Source organism: Bacteroidia bacterium (genome assembly GCA_026932145.1).
GTDB lineage: Bacteria > Bacteroidota > Bacteroidia > J057 > JAIXKT01 > JAIXKT01.
In genome coordinates, this window is sequence record JAIXKT010000008.1 from 39,113 (window position 1) to 57,207 (window position 18,095).

Below are 18,095 nucleotides of genomic sequence, written 5' to 3' on the forward strand. Positions count from 1 at the left end.
TTTTTTATGCTTGCATCATTTTGTCGTATTCTGCGCCGATTCTTCCTTTTCGGCAAAGCGGATTTACCATAAAATCACCAGATAACTTAGCCTGAACGTGGATTGATTCGGCAATACTTGCATTGCAAGAGTTTTCAATACAAGCGGTAATCGCTTTACGTGCTTCTAACAATCCGGCATCTTGTGAGGGCGTTATATTCGCCTCTTCAAAATTCAGTTTTCCAAGGGGAGTATTGATTAGCAGACGTTTAGGTAAAGCATTTTCGCCTTCTTGTAAGATCTGCCAGATTTTCTGTAATGAATTTTCTGCGGTATCGGCAAAGTCTGTTAGCCAGCCAATGGTATCTTTTGCTTTAAAGGATTTTCCTTCTATGAGCATTTTCAGCAGATTTTTACGCATTTCCGGCTTAGCTTTTCGGATTGCCCAATGGCAGCCCTCCATACCGGGTATTACCGGCAAGGTAACTTCCGGCATTGCTAAGGTAGCATCTTGAACCGCAAAAAGATAATGACAGTGCATCATAAGTTCTAACATTCCGCCCATACAACGTTTGCCATTGATAAAACCAATAGAAATCTCAAACTCATGATGCAGTCTTCTGGCTGTTTCTGACCAAGAATATGCAATATGCGCTCCTTGCTTGGGGTCGGTAACGGCGGGGAAAAATTCCGTAATATCGGCACCAACCATCTGTGTGGATAGATGAAAATCACCGGTTAAAACAACCCTTTTGATTTGATGCTGCTTTAACCAATCTATGGCACGGTTTAATTCCGCATCAACATCCCAACTATAACTTTCTCTGCTTAGAGTGATAACTCCCACGGAACCATCATGCTCTGCATTCACATATAGTTGTTGCCATTCGGGGGTATCCATATTCTTAAAAACATCCGGATACCACGCTGTTTCGGCAGCCTGCGGAATAAGTTGATGATATGCTTGTATGGTTTTAAAAACTTGTTCACTACCTGTTTTTCTGGCAGTAGCTATCATTCCTTTGGTAAACTGCGCACAAAGTTCTCCAATAGCATTCATGGTAGCAAAATCAGCCCGCTTCTCATGAATCATGATAGAAGTCATCTGGAATAATGCGCCCAAAATAATGTCTTTCAATATTACGGATTCGTCGTCTGCCAAATTCCAGTTAACTAAGGGACGAAAATGGTCTGGCGGATACCAATTTTGGCCGCTATCTTTACGTTCTGTAAGTTCTTGAACCGGCGTAAATAGGTTTCCATAGTGCTGGCCAAGATGATATAAGCATGACCAAGTTAAGAAATTAGAACCTTTTGCACCAATAACATCGTGTGCTCGGAAAGGATTCGGGCCAATTAACCGCCTAATGTATTTGTCTATTTTCCAATAAGGTGTGTTGGTAATGTTGGCAAATTGAATACTTGCCTGCAACAATCCGCAAAAGAATACATCCAAAACAAATGACCAGTCATCGCTTACTTGAACGGGAATCAGGCCAAGCGACCAAAGCAATTGTGTTTGTGGTGTAACCGAAGGTTCTACAACTTCAAAGATTTTGTTAATCTCATGGGGAAAAGCAGGGTGAGCAATACTCACGCCTAACTGGGCAGATGGAAAACCGGACGTTACCGAAAAAATATGAATATCCGGAAATTCTTTTTTAAAGAGTGCATAGTGTGCCTTTTTCAGCTCCAAATTTTCCGGAATAGCTTCCAATAAAAATGTAGGATTATAGCTTTTGACAACCGGCGGGAGGGAGTTTCCGTCATAATTTAAGCGAATGACGTTTTTTAGAATATCATTCGCGGCTTCGCGCCCAAAAGAGTTAAGTAGTTGTTGGGTTTGCTGGTTAAAGCCGTCTGCAGAGCAGGGTAGGTCAAGGGCAATGATAGGGACGTTATAGGGAGCTAATCGGGAAGCAAATTGCATCACTTTACCGGCTCCAACGATGCCGTTAGCACCGGTTATTACCAATGCGCCGCGATTTTCTTTTTCTCCAAAAACTTGATTAACAAGTCTTTCTGTATCTATTGGAAGTTTTCCGTTTTTGATAATATCGAGTACGCTGCCCAAACCGAGGGCTTCTAACGTAGAGGGTCTTAGATAGTTATTCATAGAGTACGTTTTGTTAGTTTACTTTAAAAATAGCGGCAATTCCGACATCTCCTGCGGCGCAGCCAAAAATCAATACATAACCGCCACCTAACTCAACGGCTTCTTCTAAGGCTTCGATAACAACTCGGGTTAGGGTTGGCCCTTGTGGATGACCAAAAACAAGCGGACTCCCGTTGTTATTCATCTTTTTCCAGTCATAGTTCATCACTTTGGCAAAAACGGCATCATTTACAGCAAAAGGATTGTGGTCTTTTACGACCGCCATATCTTCTAAGGTGAGCCCCGTTTGGAGTAATAGCTTTTGGACGGCGAGTGCCGGAGCTTCCGGCATACAAGATACGCCTACCCGAATTTCTGTTTTGGCTATAAAAGTGATTTCTACTTCTGGCTTACGGCTTAGTTGTTTTGCTTTTTCTCTTGAAGTTACTAACAGTGTAGCCATACCGTCTGAGGCATGGGTTTGGGAACCGCCGGTTACGCAAGAGTCAAGTTCACGCATAGCACGTAATGTTTCTAAAGAAATTTTTCGAACTCCTAAATCATCATCAATTTTTCCAAGTGGCTTCCCTTGAATATTTAACACATCAAGCGGCACAGTTACTTTGTTGAGGAATCCGGATTGTTTTCCGTTGAAATATTGTTCATAGCGGTAGGCTGTTAGTTCATCTATTTCTCTGCGGTCAATTTTATATTTTCTGGCTACGGTTCCGGCAGAGGTTATCATTGCTTTTCCGGTGGAGGGGTCAAAGCCAAAGTTATCCCAAACGTCGCTAATGACTTCGGTTCTTCGGTAGGCTCTTCTTTCTGGGAAAACGCCTACGGGTGAGTCGCTGGTTCTATCAAATGTCAAAACGCCTACGGTATCGCTGGCTCCCGATTGAACTTGGCCGGCAGCTAACACAACGGCTTGCAATCCGGTTGCGCAGGCTTGCTCTATGTGATAGCCGGGAATACGTCTTCCGACACAGTTAGCTACTACGGTAGCATTCCAAAACTTAAAATGCCACGGCACAGTAGAACCAATTATCAGATAATCCAGATGGCTGGTAGATACATTTCTTTTTCCCATAATTCTGGCCATAGCTTCTCCGGCAAACTGGCCAATGTTTACCTCTGCCAGCGGGGAACTCTGCCACGCCGGGAAAAAACTGCTTCCCCAAGTTCCATAAGGTAGATAAGCTCGTGGAAAAACAGATTGAACTTCTTTCATATTTAAAAAACGCTAAAATTCGATGTTTTTGGGTGTTATTGTATAGTTGGCAAAGATTAGTTTTTATTAGCTTAATCTTTCAAACTTAGCTGTAAAATGTCTTAAAAATGGCGGTTCTTCCGTGATTTTATAGCCTTTAACGGTATCTTTTTCCTTCAAAATCTCTGAAAAGGTTTCGATAACATATTCTATATGGCTTTGGGTATAAACTCTTCGGGGAATGGCTAAACGCACGAGTTCCATTGAGGCGGGAATTAATTTTCCGTTTTCATCATATTTTCCAAACATAACCGACCCGATTTCTACGCATCTGATACCGGCTTTGAGATAAAGTTCAGCTACCAATGCTTGCCCGGGATATTCATGTGGCGGAATATGCGGATAAAGTTTTTTGGCATCTATGTAAACAGCATGGCCACCTATTGGCATCATAACTGGAATCCCTAATTTATGAAGGTGTTCTCCTAAATAGGTAGTGCTTTTAATGCGGTATTCTAAATAACTTGGGCTAAAAATCTCTTGGAGGCCGATTGCTAAGGCTTCCATATCTCTGCCGGATAATCCACCGTAGGTAGCAAAACCTTCCGTAATGATTAATAGATTTCTACAGGCATCTGCCAGTGTTTTATCTCTAAGGGATAAAAAGCCTCCCATATTCACTAAGGCATCTTTTTTGGAACTCATTACTGATCCGTCCGTGTAAGAAAACATTTCTTGGGCAATTTCTTCATAAGATTTGTTTTCAAAGCCGGGTTCTCTGTGTTTGATGAAGTAGGCATTTTCGGCAACACGGCAGCAGTCTAATAGCAGCAATACGTTGTGTTTTTTGCAAACATGATGTGCCTCACGCATATTTTGCATACTTGCCGGCTGGCCGCCGCCGCTATTGTTCGTAACTGTAATAATCACAGCAGCGATATTTGCAGCACCTTTTTCAAGAATTAAGGATTCTAAACGGCTTATGTCTAAATTTCCCTTAAATGGATGAATGAGTGCCGAATCGTTTGCTTCCGAAATCGGAATATCAATAGCTTCAGCACCGGAAAATTCGATATTTGCTCGTGTCGTATCAAAATGCGTGTTGCTGATAAAATATTTTCCTTTTCCCCCTAAATGGCTGTATAAGATGCGTTCGGCAGCTCTCCCTTGGTGGGTAGGCAAAATAAATTCGTGCCCAGTTAAATGACGAACGGCATTTTCCATTTTGTGCCAAGATTTAGAACCAGCATAGGATTCATCGCCCAGCATTATGCCTGCCCATTGTTCAGCACTCATAGCAGAAGTTCCGCTATCAGTTAAAAAGTCAATGATTACTTGGTCAGAATTTAGCAAAAATGGATTGTAATGAGCTTGTTGCAGATACTGAATACGTTCTGCTTCGGTACTCATCTGGATATGCTCTATGGATTTGATTTTGAATGGCTCTATGATTACGGTGTGCTTCATCAATTATTATTTAGATATTGTTGTTTCGAGTTTTGGGCTGTGTTGTTTTTGAAAAACTTGTTTCGCGATAGTGGCTGCGCCGAAAGCAACTATAAATTGTGGATTTTGGATGATTTTGATGTCTTTCTTAAATTTTTCATTTAAAATATCTTTCAAAAAGGGGTGGTGAGCGATTACGCCGCCTATCATATAGGTTGGTATTCCGGGGTCAAGGCGCATTTTAGCAACTCTATTGGCAATTGAGATATAAATACCTCGGGCGATGTCTTCTAATTTCATTCCGTCAAAAATCCAGTTCATAATTTCTGTTTTGGCAAAAACGGTGCAGAAGCTGTTTAGTTCTTTGTCATATTTAGACAAGGCTGCTAAGTTGCTCATTTCTGAGATATTAATATTTGCCCGTTCGGCTATTTCGGCTAAAAAAGAGCCTGTTCCGGCGGCGCATTTATCGTTCATATAAAAGTTTTCTACGCTGTTGTCTTTATCACAGCGGATTACCTTGATGTCTTCGCCACCGATGTCTATGATATTTTTTTCACCGGGATAATAGGCCGAGGCACCGGCAGCAGCACAATTGATTTCGGTTTTTACAATATCTGTTTCTGTAAAATGCTTACGTCCGTAGCCGGTTGCGCAACTGTATTTTACTCTAAAAGAAGAATTTATGGCCATCATGACATTTTTGAAGGCTTGTTTATCGTTGGTCATGGTGGGTAAGAAATACTGGAATACAGCGGTTCCTTGTTCATCAACAACTGAAAACTTAGCGTATGCAGAGCCTAAATCAATCCCTAAAAAGCAATCTTGGTTTTTATAGTTTGTAATAATTGCCTGTTTGTTGATAACACCTTTTCCCAGAATTAGGCGGGAAACATCGTTTTGGTTTCCGGGTATGCGGGAAATGATATTTTTGTTGGTCATGGCCTTTACCATGTTGGTAAAGGATAAATTTAGTGAAGTTCTTACGTAGTGTTTTCGTCCGTATTCAACGATTTTCCCGTTAAAGTAATCTATTTCAGTTTGTTTTCCTTGGATCAAGTCCAGGGCGAGGGACGGGAAGTGGTCTCCGCCTTTTTTCAAGTAACGCATACACAGGCGGATGAAGTCATCGGAGAATCTGATTTTTTCTTTTTCAGCAACTTCTAAGCCTTCATTGATAATTTGTTCAACAAGTTCTGCGGTGTCTGGGTCAGCCATTGCTTCGGCCATCGTTAGGCGGCCTACTCCGCAAAGTGGGCTTAAAGCTGCATTTAAAATCGTTTTTTGCCAAACCTGTTTGGTTAAGGCAAAAGAATCAACAACTTTGGTTTCCAAGCCAGCTTGTGTCAAAAGTTCAGCAAGTTCTTGGGCTTTTGTGTGTTGAGAATCATTAACAGAACCGATATAGTTAGGTGGGTTAAAAAAGGCTACTTTTACGGTGTTGGGAGTAGCCATATTTCCGGCAAAATTGACAACCATTCGTAGGACTTTCAGTTCTCCAAAGGTTGGAATAAACATATCTTCTATATCAATTCCGTTTTGGGCGATTACTACGGTCAATTTTTCTGAGTTTAGGCTGGCAGCTTCTTGCAGTGCTTCATCTACTTGATACGACTTGGTGGCGAAGATAAGATAATCAAGATTTAGTGCTGCAAAGTCGCTTATTTTTTCATAGACAGTTACCTTAGAGGTGCTTTGAAATACACTTTCTAAAATAAGGCCGTTTTCTAAAATTTTATTGCGTTTAACTTCATTTCTGATACATAAAGCGGCTTCACAGCCGGATTCATGGAGTTTAGCCGCTAAAATAATACCGATTGGACCTGCCCCTATAATTCCGACTTTCAGGTTTTTAAGGTTCATGAATGGATTAGCTTGTTTTCAATAAGTTGTTCTAAAAATGTTTCTATTTTGGTCATACTTTGTCCTTCGCTGAAGAAACGCAGGTCGCACAAATCTCCTTCAACGACCAATGCTGGGACGCCATTTTTTTCTTTTAGGCGTTGGGGCATTCCAAATCTTGCGTTGGAATTGTTGAAGCAGGTTTTTGAATCATGATAGACGATACCGTCAATTTTATATTCATTGAACCAATCTGTTAGCATTTCCATTTTAGCGGCTTCACTGCGGTTGATAAAAATTTCCGTATAGGCGCGCGCTGTGGAGTTCCAAGGGTCGTTTTCGTCAAATTTATCAAAGACCCAACTGCTGCAATATGTTGAGGCAACTACTGCGGCTTGATTATCGGCAAATAAGTCGCTGAGCATCCGAAGTTTTCCCCAAATAGGCATTCCTTCCCAAAAAATACGGACTTTAGCTTTTGGCAAAAATCCTTCTCCGTTAGCAACTTTTTCAGTAAGTTCTGCTAAAAGGGTTGTGTAATAGTCTTTGGCTACTTGGGTGCCTCGTAAGACTACGATTGGCCCCATGTGAATGGTGCCATCAGAAAAGCTGATAGGTGCAATATCGGCGGTAGATGTCTTGAGTACTTTTTGCCAGAGTAATGTTGCTTCTTTGCTAAGCCGGACGGTTTCTTTAAACTGGTCTTCGTCAAACTTTCTGCCGCTGGCTTGCTCGCAGGCGGGAATCATCCGCTTGAATTGTTTTACAACAAGTTCAACTTCTTCTTGGGTAACTTGGTCAATGTGCCTTGGGGGTTGGATTCCCACGATTGGGCAGCTAAACTCTTGGGCAAAAAAGTTAAACCAGTCTTGTACTTCGCGGCATTGATTGGTATTATAGGCGATGATGTCTGGTTTTGGGATTCCTTTTAGGCCATAGTGTTTTTGCAGGGGGGTTTCTTGTTTAAGATAAGAACCTATATCTGCGGTGGTGTAGGAGCAAACGTGGCCTGAGTAGCCGCGTTTAACGGCTTCTGGGATATAATCCATTGCGGAGCGGGTAGCCCCTAATAATGCACCGTGATTTTCCGGAAAATATACTTCAAAGCCAAAGGAGCGTAGTAGCTCGGCAGGACCAACGCTGGTACACCAAGCAATTTTTTTTTCGCCGGATTCTAATGAACGAAAGTAATTGCCCATTACCTGCTTTAAAATATCGGTACTGGCTATTTTATACATAATGAGTGTTTTTGTGGTTTTTGAGGTCAATGATATACACTTCTTCGTTGGCGGGGACGTTTTCTCCGTATAAACGAAGTAAGTGGGCGCGGTATTTTTCTACAACGTTTTTGGGAATTATTTTTAATGACGGTGTTAGTGTGTTGTTTTCGAGGGAGAGTTCGTCCATGATGATGGCGGCGGCTTTTACTTTGGCAAATTTTTGGCCGATGCTGTTGTTGGCTTTATCAAGGCAGTCCGTTAGGCAGCGACCCATTTCATTTAGGTTTCTGGGGCAAAAGCAACCTTCTTCCGGTGTAAATTCGTAATCAGGATTGTCTAAGAGTCTTTTGTTCGGAAATATTAATGCTACGGGATGTTCTTCGCCGCTGCCGGCTACTACTGTATATTGAACGTAGTGGCATCTTAGCTCGATGGCTTTTTCTAAGTCGGTAGGAATCACTTTTTCGCCATTAGATAGTTTAAAAATTCTATCTTTTCGGGAAATTAGGCGCAAGCCGTTTTCGGTGATTTGGCCAACATCGCCGGTTCTGTACCAGCCGTCTTCGGTAAAAGTGATGCGGTTTATTTCGTCATTTTTGTAATAACCAACCATCACATTAGGGCCTTTTACCTGAATCTCATCATCATCGGCAATTCTGATAGTTACGCCCGGAATCGGTTTTCCAACCATACCGGTTTCTCGCCTGAGCTTAGGATTGGTTAAGGTGCAGCAGGGAGATGTTTCTGTAAGCCCCCAACCTTCAATTACCGGAATATTTCTCTTTTCAAATTCATTAGATAACTTTTCCGGTAAAGCAGCCGCAGCAGTAAAAATAAATTTTAAGCCGGAGTTAAAGAAAATATCTTCGGTCTCTTTATTTTCTCGGGTTAGTTCAAATAGATTTTGGTAAACCTTTGGGACACTAAAAAAGACTGTTGGGCGAACTTTTTTCCAATTTTCAAAAATTATCTTTGGGTCTCGGCCATAAGAGCTTTCTAATGAATAGGTAGCACCTTTTGCTAAGGCTGTAAATAGCTCAAAAATACCTCCAAAACTATGATGCCAAGGTAGGTAGGATAGGAATCTATCTTCTTCATTAACGTTCCAAAGAATATCGAGAGCAGCCTGCTGAGAAAGGATATTCTGGTGGGTTAGCTGAACGCACTTAGGAGTCCCCATCGTTCCGGAGGTAAACATATTTAGGCAAATCGTTTCCGGTGTAATGGTTGTATCCAAATAATTTTCTTTCGCTGGTTTTAGCAACTCCCGAATATGGACCAACTGTTCAAAACGGGTGGTAACAATATCATCATCAAAGGTATAGATTTTTTTTAATGATAAATTGGTTCCGATATTGTTCAGTTGTGTATCTCCTTCTACAGTTAGCCATTGAGCGTCTGCATGAGTGATTAGTAGCTCTGCCGTATCTTTTTTAAAGTTAAAAAAGATAGGAACAGCAACGCCGCCGGATGCCATAACTGCAAGTTCTACTTGCAGCATATTCAGGTTATTTCGTGAAAAGAGCACCATTTTGTCCCCAACCTGAAATCCTGCTTGGCGGAGGTTATAGGCAATGTTGATGATGTTCTGATAAAAGTCCTTCCAAGTTATTCCAATATAATTTTCGGAGGCATCTTGTTGTTGAAAGACAATCTTTTGCGCAAATTTTTCTGCATTTTGCTTTAGTAATATTGCGATATTTGGAATAACCTGCCCGAGCGTATATTCACTGGCCAACTGTTGCTTCATGGTTGGTTTATTTTGTGTTTTAAACAACTAAGGTAGTTTGTTTTTCTTTCAGTTTATAATATCTGAATCCGCCCCACAGTGCTGCTCCTATTGCGCCGGAGTAAATGGCATTGGGGTTAGAAATAAAGGTAAATGTACTTTTTTTGTTTTCGGCAGAAATTTCTTCAATAGCCTGAATCATACCGATATTCATTCCCATACCTCCTGCAAGAACGATGGGGGATTCTGCCCGCAGGGAACTTAATAATTTTACGACCCGGCTGGCTATGGATAGATTGATTCCCTTTACGATATTAGGAGTGGAGATTCCTTTTGATACCGAGTTAATCACGTCTGTTTCAGCAAGTACGGCGCAAATTCCAGACGGAACGTCCGGGTTATCTGCTTTGATGGAAATTTCGCCTACCTCTTCGATAGCTAAGCCGAGGTAGCGGGATATATTTTCAATAAATTGTCCGGACCCCGAGGCGCATTGGCCTGTCATTTTGTAGTCCAGTACTTTGCCTTTGGAATCCACTTTGATAGCTCTCACATACAAACCGCCCATATCAACAACTGTTTTAGCTTCTGGGGCAAAGTATTTCCCGCCGCGCGCATGTGAGGTCATGCTGTAAAAATGGCCTTTTTTCTTTTCTACCATTTCTCCCTCTCCGGTAGAGGCTAAGTAGGCAATGTCTTTATCATAAGACAAATTATTCCTTTTGAGGATAATATCTACTGCATCAACTACCACATCTTTGGGGTTTCTTTTGCGGATTTTTTCGGTTTGTTTATCTATGAGTTTATGGTCTCCACCGGTGTGGTCGTACTGCATCAAGACTGCTTTTACGTAGCTACCGCCTACATCTACGCCTACTGTATAAATTAGTTTTTCCATAAGTATTTTATTTAGATTAGGTTAATTGATTTTATTCAACGGGTTCGCGGACTTCGGATTTTTGGGCTTTGGGTAAATTTACCTGAATATTTCTACGGGCAAACATGGCTGCTCCGAGTGCTCCCATAAAGATTGAATCTGTATGAATATTCATCGTTAGGTTTCCGTAGGTATTTGCAACCATATCTTTGACGTATTTTAGTATAGCTTGATTTCGAGCAACACCGCCGGTAAAGGTAAATTCATTTTTTACACCTCCCGAACGGGCGATTAGGGACATTGCTCTTTGAACAATGGCTTTGTGTAAGCCAGCCAGAATATTAGGGCGTTCTTCGCCGTTGTTTAGTAGTTCCTTTACTTCTGAGCCTGCAAATACGGTACAAGTAGAGCAAATAGTAGTTTCGCGGGTTGCGCTAAGGGCTTCTGGACCTAATTCATTGAGAGAAAGCCCGAATTCGTCAGCGATATAACCCAGATAACGTCCACAGCCTGCTGCGCAACGGTCATTCATGTGGAAGCTGGTTACTAAGCCATAACTATCTACTTGAATAGCTTTAGTATCCTGCCCGCCAATGTCTAAAACAGTTCGGGTATTTGGGAAAACGGCGTGCGCACCAAAGGCGTGGCAAAGGATTTCTGACTTAATGCAGTCTTCCGGAAAAGGAAGTAAAGCTCTACCATAACCCGTTCCAACCATATTCGCAATAGGTATTTCCTCATCGGCAATGGCCTCTATATGCTGGCGTAAGGTATAGGCTAAGGTTTCATAGTTATCTTTGGTAGTATTTAATTCAGCATAATACCAATCTTCTTTGTTGTTATTACCTTGGGTATCTGCCAATCCCTGATATTTTTCATCTAAGATTTTGATGGATTCTATAACCAATTCTTTAAAGTTATAGGATACCATTTCGTTTTCTGTGGGAGTGATACTTTTGTCAAAGGCAAGTATGAGGGGTTCATAGAATTCTGACCCGATATTGGAAACTTCTCCATTATATTTTTCACTAACGATATCTCTAAAAAATTGATTTTTAGTACCGAGCATTTCGTAGATAAATTCATGATGAATTTGTGGGCGGATTTTTTCGATAATGATTTTTAGTTTTTCTAGAATATCTGCTTTGTTTGGGTGGGAGAAGTTTTCTACGGTTTGGATGAGCATTTTTTCAAGGCTATCCATTCTTCTTTTAAATTGTCCGTATTTGAAGACGTTTTTTAGGTCTTCCATATATTTTTTGAGTTCGGGGCGTTTGCCTTGGCTTTCACCAATTTTTTCTTCTAAAAGAGTAAAGCGGGCATCATAAATAGCTTCTTCACGGGCGATGTCGGCAGCTATTTTGTAGTTTGCTCGTGTATTGGTGATACCGCGCCCTACAATTTCATCTTTTTCATTAATGATGACGGATTTTGAAGTTGTGGAACCGAGATCTATTCCTAAATAATATTTTTTCATAATTTTCAACTATTTTAATTATGTATTAGAGGGTTGGTTGGCAAGTTCCTTCATCATTTTTCGCTGGGCAAGCATTTGAAAATAGGATTCAAGTCTATTTTTAATGTTTGAATATGAGAAGTATCGTGGGTCAACGAGGTCAGATTCGATGAAGCCTACGGGGACTTCTAATTTGTCTTCAATTTCACGCATCATAGCAAGCTGGCCGGCTGAAAAGGAGTTACAGCTTTTGATTGAGTTTGTTACATAGCCGTCAGCACCATATTCTGCAATGCACTTTGAAAGTAAATCTACCCGCTGGGGGAGGTTCAGGTTGGTATAGCAGTTCATGCAATATTCTGCGAGGGATTCGAGGGGTTTTTCGGGATTATGTCTCCAGCCGAGGTCATAAACGCCGCCTACTTTGGTATAAGAAGAAGCTACAATTACGGCTCCCATATCATAGAATATTTTCCAAAATTCTCTGAAACTTGTCCAGTTTGGTGGGCCTTCTACCACTAAGCGGTATTTTTCCTCGCTCATTTCACCTTCTGGGGTAACGGGGCCTAACCCCAATTGAATTCTTTCTTGAATTTCTGCATACAATGCCTTGTAGTAATCCACCGCTTCTTGAGTACCTCTAAAACCAATATTGATGGGACCGATGTAGTAAACGCCGGCAAAATAAGCGTCTATGGGAGAAGGACGATGTTTGGTTGTATCAAAGATTTTGGTAATCCAGTCTTCAGACTCTTTGGAGAGTTCTAAGTGCTTTTTTAGCTTTTCTTCATCAAATTTAATACCGGAAACGGCTTCCATTTTAGGGATTACTTCTTCATGGAATTGTTTTACCATATATTGAGTCATTTCCGGAGTCATTTTGCCATTTTCTTGGTATGGTGTATGCAGCATAATGACGGTGGTATCTGGATATTCCCGTTTTAGTGTTTCAAACCATTTCATGAAAGTAAAGCAGCCGGTATAGCTGAGCAGGAGGACATCCGGTTCTGGAAGTTTTTGGCCGGTTGGGCCGATGTTTCCTTTTAGGAGCATTCCTACGTCGCATTTTACGTAGGTGCAAACGTCTTCACTATGAGCGTGTTTTTCTGCCTCTTTGATGTATGCAGCAGATTTTTTGCGCATTGCATTTTGCAGCGCGTTGATTTCCGGATAAACCGGCAGCATATCGAATGTCCGGATTAGCTCAGACAAATTACCCGGCACAAAAGTATAGCATACTTTACGCCCGTTTGCTTTGGCATTAGCCAAATCATTGAACAATCCTTCTATCATCTCCTTTTGGAGAATCATGCTATTTTCTTTTTTTACTTCTGATTTCATTGGTTTAAAAAAATGGTTTTTAAGAAATATGTACAGATTCGTCTTCCCACAATTTGATAGAATCAGAGAAGGCACCTACTTGTTCTTTAATTACTTTATATTGGTTGATGTTTTCACTAAATTGGAATGCTATGTAGCGGATTCCCATTTTGTCAAAAGCCTTTTGGAAGATAGGAGCATCTAAGAGGCTGGGGTCGCAAAAACTGGCTGAGGCAAAAAGAACCCCGTCTGCACCACGTTTTTTGGCAATTTCTGCTAAACGGTTCTCTTTGGGGTTACTTACATCATAAATAGAAGAAGAATATTGGCTTTGGTAAATGTAAGCATGAGCAATAGCTTCTAAGGGGCTGTTTGTTGTAGCGCTAATGTCTCCAAGAATCATTCTGGAGCCAAGCATATAATCATCATCAACTACATAGCATCCGGCTTCTTCGATAGATTTTATCAGACCGATTGACGGTTGCTCGCAGAAAGCTCCAGAAATAACTACCTTTACTTTGTCCTGTGGTTCTCCAATATTTTGTTCAATGTGGTTGCAGACTTGCTCTAAAATCTGATTGTGTTCTTCTACCGGAATGACTGTTCCGGCTCTGAGTACATAATAGACTTCTTCGATAGTCATTCGCCAAGGGTAATGCTGGCGGATTTCATAAATTCGCTCTATTAGCTGGCGATTTTTATTGTATAAAGCGATGGAGTGATTTAAATCTGCTGTGGTAACGGTCTTATTATTAATTTCTTGGACGTAATGCATGACGTGCTGCATTTCTTGTTGGTAAAATACACCGCCTACTTCCGGTAAAAAGTTTTGCGGAAAATCCATATATTTGATGAACTTCCCGATGTTATTGAGTTTAAAAATTCCGGATAGATTTCGGATTACGTCACAGATAGAGGGAAAAATATATCCGTCAAAATGTGCAGTTTGGCCGTCCAAGACTATATCAAGAGTGCTTCTGGGGATGTGGCAAATGTATGATTGGTAGTAGGCATCTCCTCTGATAACCTGTTTTTTATCTCCGCCGCCAAAGATGGCTACCGGCAAAGCTCCGGCAGCGTGCAGCACTTCGCGGGGAAAATATACCGGCATATACCCCACAACAACCCTACCGGGTGCTTCCTCTTTCCAACGCTTTGCGCGTGTAAAATTCAAATCAAACGCTAACTCTTTGCATTCCTTAATTAGTTGTTTAAAATCCAGCATATAACTTTCTCGTGATTAAAATCATTGTTTTTAGACCCAAATAGATATTTGCAGTCAGTTATAAAATAATTTATCAACAATTATCCGTTGGATAAATTTACTTGATAACTTAAAACCGTTAAATCCATTTTACTATGCAAATCTACACAAAATAATAATCACTTACAAACAAGATAAAATGATTCATAGCCAAATCCTTTGACTTTAGCTATCAAAAGACTTAGATGGATGATATATTAGGGCTACCCTAAAAGATAAAAAAGTAAATATCTACTTAATTATTAAGCTGGTGTTAATTTCATAACCATTTAAGTGGCTATTCCTGCTATAAGCAAAAAAATATACAACTTTGCAGTTGAACTTTTAGTTCATATAATGTCTAATGAAAAAAAACTTAGAAAAAAATCTTGAACAAGTAGAAGCATTATCAAATACTTCCAAATTGGGCAGGTTACTGCACAACCCAATTAGATATATTTATGCGATAGTATTAAAAAACGTCTTGTATCCGATATTTCAAAAAGAAATATCGGTAAGCTGTGAACTATTTACAGGAAAAAAAATCAACGTAGTTTTGCCTGCTTCAACCGATATTTACTTAACTGGAGGCAAGTCTCACCCGTCTGAAATTAGGTTAGCTAAGTTTTTAATTCATAATTTACAAAACAACGACTCTTTTTGGGATATAGGAGCGCATTATGGCTATTTCTCAATTTTGGCATCTGAATTGGTCGGGCCGGGCGGAAAGGTTGTATCCATTGAAGCATCTACCTCAACTTTTGATATTCTGAAAAAAAATACAGAACAGTATGCTAATATATCCATACGGCACAATGCAATGTCTGATAACAATCAAAAGGTCTCATTTTTTGAATTACCTAATTTGTATTCAGAATATAATACAACTGACTTAGCTCAATTTGAAAACGAAAAATGGTTTTCAAAAATCAAAACTAAAAAGGTAGTGGTTGATGCCCTTACATTAGACAACTTACTAACCAAATATGGGGAAGTTCCTAATATCATCAAGATTGACGTAGAAGGCGGAGAATTCGCTGTGATAAACGGCGGGATGAATCTCCTAAAAAAAGAAGGCTCAAAACCCGTTATTGTGATGGAATACTTAGAAGCCAAAAGAAACAATCAGCCGCATAAACAAGCTACTGATACCTTAACGCAGTTAGGCTTTAAGCCAAACATCATTCAAAATGACGGCAGTTTGATATTCATCAGTGATATTGAAGCCCATTTATCAAAAAACAATTTAGAATCAGATAATATTGTTTTTAAGAAATAGCGGCTCTAAATACATTCTGAATAGAGAAAAACAGCTTTAAAAACAAGAATGAAAAAGTTCCGTAAATTTGTACCATGAAAGACTTTAATCTGCTGATTATATTGTTGGCATTATTTTCAGGTTGTCAAGACTTTTGGGGCAAAAAAACAGATTTAGGGTTTATTGATGTTCCTAAATATGGTGATGATATTGTGGCTTATATACCGATTCAGCCTTCTTTAACGGGTTTTGCCAATCCCGTAGATGTTTTAGCAGGTTATGATGAATTGCTGTATGTGGTGGATGCTGGCGCGAACCAAATTATTCAATATGACCAAGCCGGGCGGGAGTTAAGCCGATTTACTTTACCCAAAGTAAAAGCCATCGCTCAAGATAGAAAGTTAAATTTATTAGCAATAGCCGGCTTTGATACCGTAATTATGGGCAACCCCATTACGTTAAATGCAATTTTCAGAATAGCTTTACCGGCGTATCCTTACAGCTTAAACGGAGCCAGAATCACCCAAAAAATCATCCATCCATTTTACTTTAAGTCAGTAGTTTCTCCCAGCGATTTATCCGTAGAAATCAGAGACATCGCCGTATTGGCAGATAATTCTTATTATTTTGTTAGAAAAGGGAATTCTAATTCTTCGGTGCAATTTGGAGGCCCTGATGATTCCATAGTACTGATGGATGCCAATGATGTGTTTTTAGGAACTTTGTCTGTAACAACTACACAAGGGACTTTTAACAATTATTTTCGTCAGCCACTTGCTATTACGGCTTATGCACAGCCGCCTCAAACTCCATTTGTGAGCAGTAGCCGTGATTTCTTTGTGAGTTCCGGTGATAAATTCATAACCCTGAGCGTTCAAAACATTCGTGTTACTAACGGCCAAGATGGCCTTGAATATTCTTTAAACGCAGATTTAGGTTCTATGGATACTTCTAAAGCAAGCGGCTTTTTGTATTCTCCACAGCGTTTTGGCCAAGCTACCGGCTTAACTTATTCCGGAGACGGCACCAATTATCTATTTGTAGCTGATAGCCAAAAAGATTCTATTTATGTGTTTACCAATACCGGTTTAGAAGGAGTAACCCCGCCGCCAAGTGCAGCAGTCCGAAAAAATATTCGGGTTTCTTTTGGCGGAACAGGTACGGCTCCCGTCCAATTTCAACAGCCGGTAGCCGTAGCATATCTAAATAAAATTGTGTATATTTGCGACAAAGGAAACAAACGCATATCTCGGTTTAAACTAACCACCGACTTCAATTAATCTAAAAAACTACTGGCCGGCCATGATTATTCTGAAATGGATTCTAATTGGATTTGGAATATTTTTTTTACTAATTCTGTTTGCTGCACTTACCATACCGCTATGGCTCCCGCTATTGCTAAAGCTATTCGCAAGATATTTTTTGAGAAAGCACGCATCCCAAGTAAAAGAAGTTTTATCTGAAGACTTTATCAGCGTAGCTAACAGCTATGTAAACTCTAAATCCGGCGATATACCACAACAAGCCGGCAGATTCAGAGATGAGCAAATTATAGACGTTGATTCAACCAAAATAGACTGACTCCAATGCAGATAATCCTGATTCTTGTAAGTATTTTAGTAGGCGGGAGTTTGGGCTACTATCTGGCTAATTTACAAACAGACAAAACCCTTTTTAGTTCTGTAACTGTCTTTATGGCGATAGCAGGGGCTATTGTGGGCGGAATCATTGCGCTATTTCCAGCAGAGGCTTCTTATTTTGTTTTTATACCATTAGCCGGAATAATATTTTATCTAATTGGCTGGCGAAAATTTGCCAAACACTATTTCCAGAAGTTTTATTCTGCCGGAAAGATGATCTTGATACTGATATTGAATCTCTGTTTGTTTTTTTGGCTATGGGTAGAATATCCCAACGGTATTTTGACGATGCTATATTTCTCTGCTATGTCGCTTTTTCTCCTGCTGTTTTTACCCAAGCAGGGAAAGTACAAAGAGATTTTGGCCGCCCTAATTATTTTCGCTATCTATGGATGGTTATTGAGTTTTTTGACCAATAATCTCTTATTGGTTTATTACACAGGTCTTATCCAATATAACGGTTTTGGGATAACGATTACCTTGCTATACAGTTTGTTGTTTTTTGTATTTGCCAAAAGTTTAAAATTTCGCTATAAAAGTATAGAGCAACGTAACCTTTATCCGATAAAAGATTTTCTTACAGATGGCCGCCGTTGGGCAGATTACCGAAAAAAATATCCTTCGGAAGTAGTCGAAAAAAGACACGCAAAGATGATCCAAGCATATAATAAAGTGCTCACAGCCCGCTTTGGTCTTGATATTCTCCACCCAGATATGCTTGAATTGGATAAGATGAAAACCAAAATACAGCTACGTGCATTGAAGGTATTCAGAAGATGA

General features: G+C 40.2%; 14 protein-coding genes. 4 read left to right on the forward strand and 10 right to left on the reverse strand.

Annotated features, from left to right (window positions below; translation table 11 throughout):
• Positions 1-4 precede the first annotated feature (4 nt).
• The 10 genes from LC115_03245 to bcrC form a co-directional block, all read right to left on the reverse strand.
• Positions 5-2,095: an enoyl-CoA hydratase/isomerase family protein gene (locus LC115_03245; protein ID MCZ2355700.1), complete on the reverse strand. Its 2,091-nt coding sequence runs from the start codon at positions 2,093-2,095 to the stop codon at positions 5-7.
• A gap of 13 nt (positions 2,096-2,108) precedes the next feature.
• A complete protein-coding gene (locus tag LC115_03250; GenBank protein ID MCZ2355701.1) occupies positions 2,109-3,305 on the reverse strand; it encodes a hypothetical protein in 1,197 nt (398 codons plus the stop codon).
• Between the two features lie 66 nt (positions 3,306-3,371).
• Positions 3,372-4,751: a tryptophanase gene (locus LC115_03255; GenBank protein ID MCZ2355702.1), complete on the reverse strand. Its 1,380-nt coding sequence runs from the start codon at positions 4,749-4,751 to the stop codon at positions 3,372-3,374.
• A gap of 6 nt (positions 4,752-4,757) precedes the next feature.
• On the reverse strand, positions 4,758-6,593 hold the full coding sequence (locus LC115_03260; protein MCZ2355703.1) for a 2-dehydropantoate 2-reductase: 1,836 nt from the start codon (positions 6,591-6,593) through the stop codon (positions 4,758-4,760).
• Positions 6,590-7,810 carry a 2-hydroxyacyl-CoA dehydratase family protein gene (locus LC115_03265; GenBank protein MCZ2355704.1) on the reverse strand — a complete coding sequence of 407 codons (1,221 nt, stop codon included), beginning with the start codon at positions 7,808-7,810 and terminating at the stop codon, positions 6,590-6,592. Before LC115_03265 ends, LC115_03260 begins: the two co-directional genes overlap by 4 nt.
• Positions 7,803-9,542 (reverse strand): AMP-binding protein, encoded by a 1,740-nt coding sequence (locus tag LC115_03270; GenBank protein MCZ2355705.1) that lies wholly within the window; start codon positions 9,540-9,542, stop codon positions 7,803-7,805. The genes LC115_03265 and LC115_03270 overlap by 8 nt, the downstream gene beginning before the upstream one ends.
• Positions 9,543-9,561: 19 nt before the next feature.
• Positions 9,562-10,419, reverse strand: a complete 858-nt coding sequence (locus LC115_03275) for an acyl-CoA dehydratase activase (protein ID MCZ2355706.1) — start codon at positions 10,417-10,419, stop codon at positions 9,562-9,564.
• A 31-nt stretch (positions 10,420-10,450) separates the two neighbouring features.
• Complete coding sequence (locus LC115_03280) at positions 10,451-11,875, reverse strand: acyl-CoA dehydratase activase (GenBank protein ID MCZ2355707.1); 1,425 nt, start codon at positions 11,873-11,875, stop codon at positions 10,451-10,453.
• An 18-nt stretch (positions 11,876-11,893) separates the two neighbouring features.
• Positions 11,894-13,195, reverse strand: a complete 1,302-nt coding sequence (gene bcrB, locus LC115_03285; GenBank protein MCZ2355708.1) for a benzoyl-CoA reductase subunit B — start codon at positions 13,193-13,195, stop codon at positions 11,894-11,896.
• 19 nt (positions 13,196-13,214) lie between these two features.
• Entirely contained in the window at positions 13,215-14,399 is a 1,185-nt protein-coding gene (gene bcrC / locus LC115_03290; protein MCZ2355709.1) for a benzoyl-CoA reductase subunit C, read from the reverse strand.
• 382 nt (positions 14,400-14,781) lie between these two features.
• On the opposite strand from bcrC, the gene LC115_03295 reads away from it, so the two are divergent.
• The 4 genes from LC115_03295 to LC115_03310 all read left to right on the forward strand — a co-directional run bounded on the left by LC115_03295 (position 14,782) and on the right by LC115_03310 (position 18,095).
• Positions 14,782-15,696, forward strand: a complete 915-nt coding sequence (locus LC115_03295; GenBank protein ID MCZ2355710.1) for an FkbM family methyltransferase — start codon at positions 14,782-14,784, stop codon at positions 15,694-15,696.
• A 74-nt stretch (positions 15,697-15,770) separates the two neighbouring features.
• Positions 15,771-16,955 (forward strand): hypothetical protein, encoded by a 1,185-nt coding sequence (locus LC115_03300; GenBank protein ID MCZ2355711.1) that lies wholly within the window; start codon positions 15,771-15,773, stop codon positions 16,953-16,955.
• 142 nt (positions 16,956-17,097) lie between these two features.
• Positions 17,098-17,256: a hypothetical protein gene (locus tag LC115_03305; GenBank protein ID MCZ2355712.1), complete on the forward strand. Its 159-nt coding sequence runs from the start codon at positions 17,098-17,100 to the stop codon at positions 17,254-17,256.
• Positions 17,257-17,261: 5 nt separating this feature from the next.
• Positions 17,262-18,095, forward strand: a complete 834-nt coding sequence (locus tag LC115_03310; protein MCZ2355713.1) for a hypothetical protein — start codon at positions 17,262-17,264, stop codon at positions 18,093-18,095.

Excerpts from the sequence above, each read along its gene's own strand:
- LC115_03250 (MCZ2355701.1), bottom strand. The coding sequence starts at position 3,305 with ATGAAAGAAGTTCAATCTGTTTTTCCACGAGCTTATCTACCTTATGGA.
- LC115_03300 (MCZ2355711.1), top strand. The coding sequence starts at position 15,771 with ATGAAAGACTTTAATCTGCTGATTATATTGTTGGCATTATTTTCAGGT.
- LC115_03295 (MCZ2355710.1), top strand. The coding sequence starts at position 14,782 with ATGAAAAAAAACTTAGAAAAAAATCTTGAACAAGTAGAAGCATTATCA.
- LC115_03260 (MCZ2355703.1), bottom strand. The coding sequence starts at position 6,593 with ATGAACCTTAAAAACCTGAAAGTCGGAATTATAGGGGCAGGTCCAATC.
- bcrB (MCZ2355708.1), bottom strand. The coding sequence starts at position 13,195 with ATGAAATCAGAAGTAAAAAAAGAAAATAGCATGATTCTCCAAAAGGAG.
- LC115_03280 (MCZ2355707.1), bottom strand. The coding sequence starts at position 11,875 with ATGAAAAAATATTATTTAGGAATAGATCTCGGTTCCACAACTTCAAAA.
- bcrC (MCZ2355709.1), bottom strand. The coding sequence starts at position 14,399 with ATGCTGGATTTTAAACAACTAATTAAGGAATGCAAAGAGTTAGCGTTT.
- LC115_03310 (MCZ2355713.1), top strand. The coding sequence starts at position 17,262 with ATGCAGATAATCCTGATTCTTGTAAGTATTTTAGTAGGCGGGAGTTTG.
- LC115_03275 (MCZ2355706.1), bottom strand. The coding sequence starts at position 10,419 with ATGGAAAAACTAATTTATACAGTAGGCGTAGATGTAGGCGGTAGCTAC.
- LC115_03245 (MCZ2355700.1), bottom strand. The coding sequence starts at position 2,095 with ATGAATAACTATCTAAGACCCTCTACGTTAGAAGCCCTCGGTTTGGGC.
- LC115_03255 (MCZ2355702.1), bottom strand. The coding sequence starts at position 4,751 with ATGAAGCACACCGTAATCATAGAGCCATTCAAAATCAAATCCATAGAG.
- LC115_03265 (MCZ2355704.1), bottom strand. The coding sequence starts at position 7,810 with ATGTATAAAATAGCCAGTACCGATATTTTAAAGCAGGTAATGGGCAAT.
- LC115_03270 (MCZ2355705.1), bottom strand. The coding sequence starts at position 9,542 with ATGAAGCAACAGTTGGCCAGTGAATATACGCTCGGGCAGGTTATTCCA.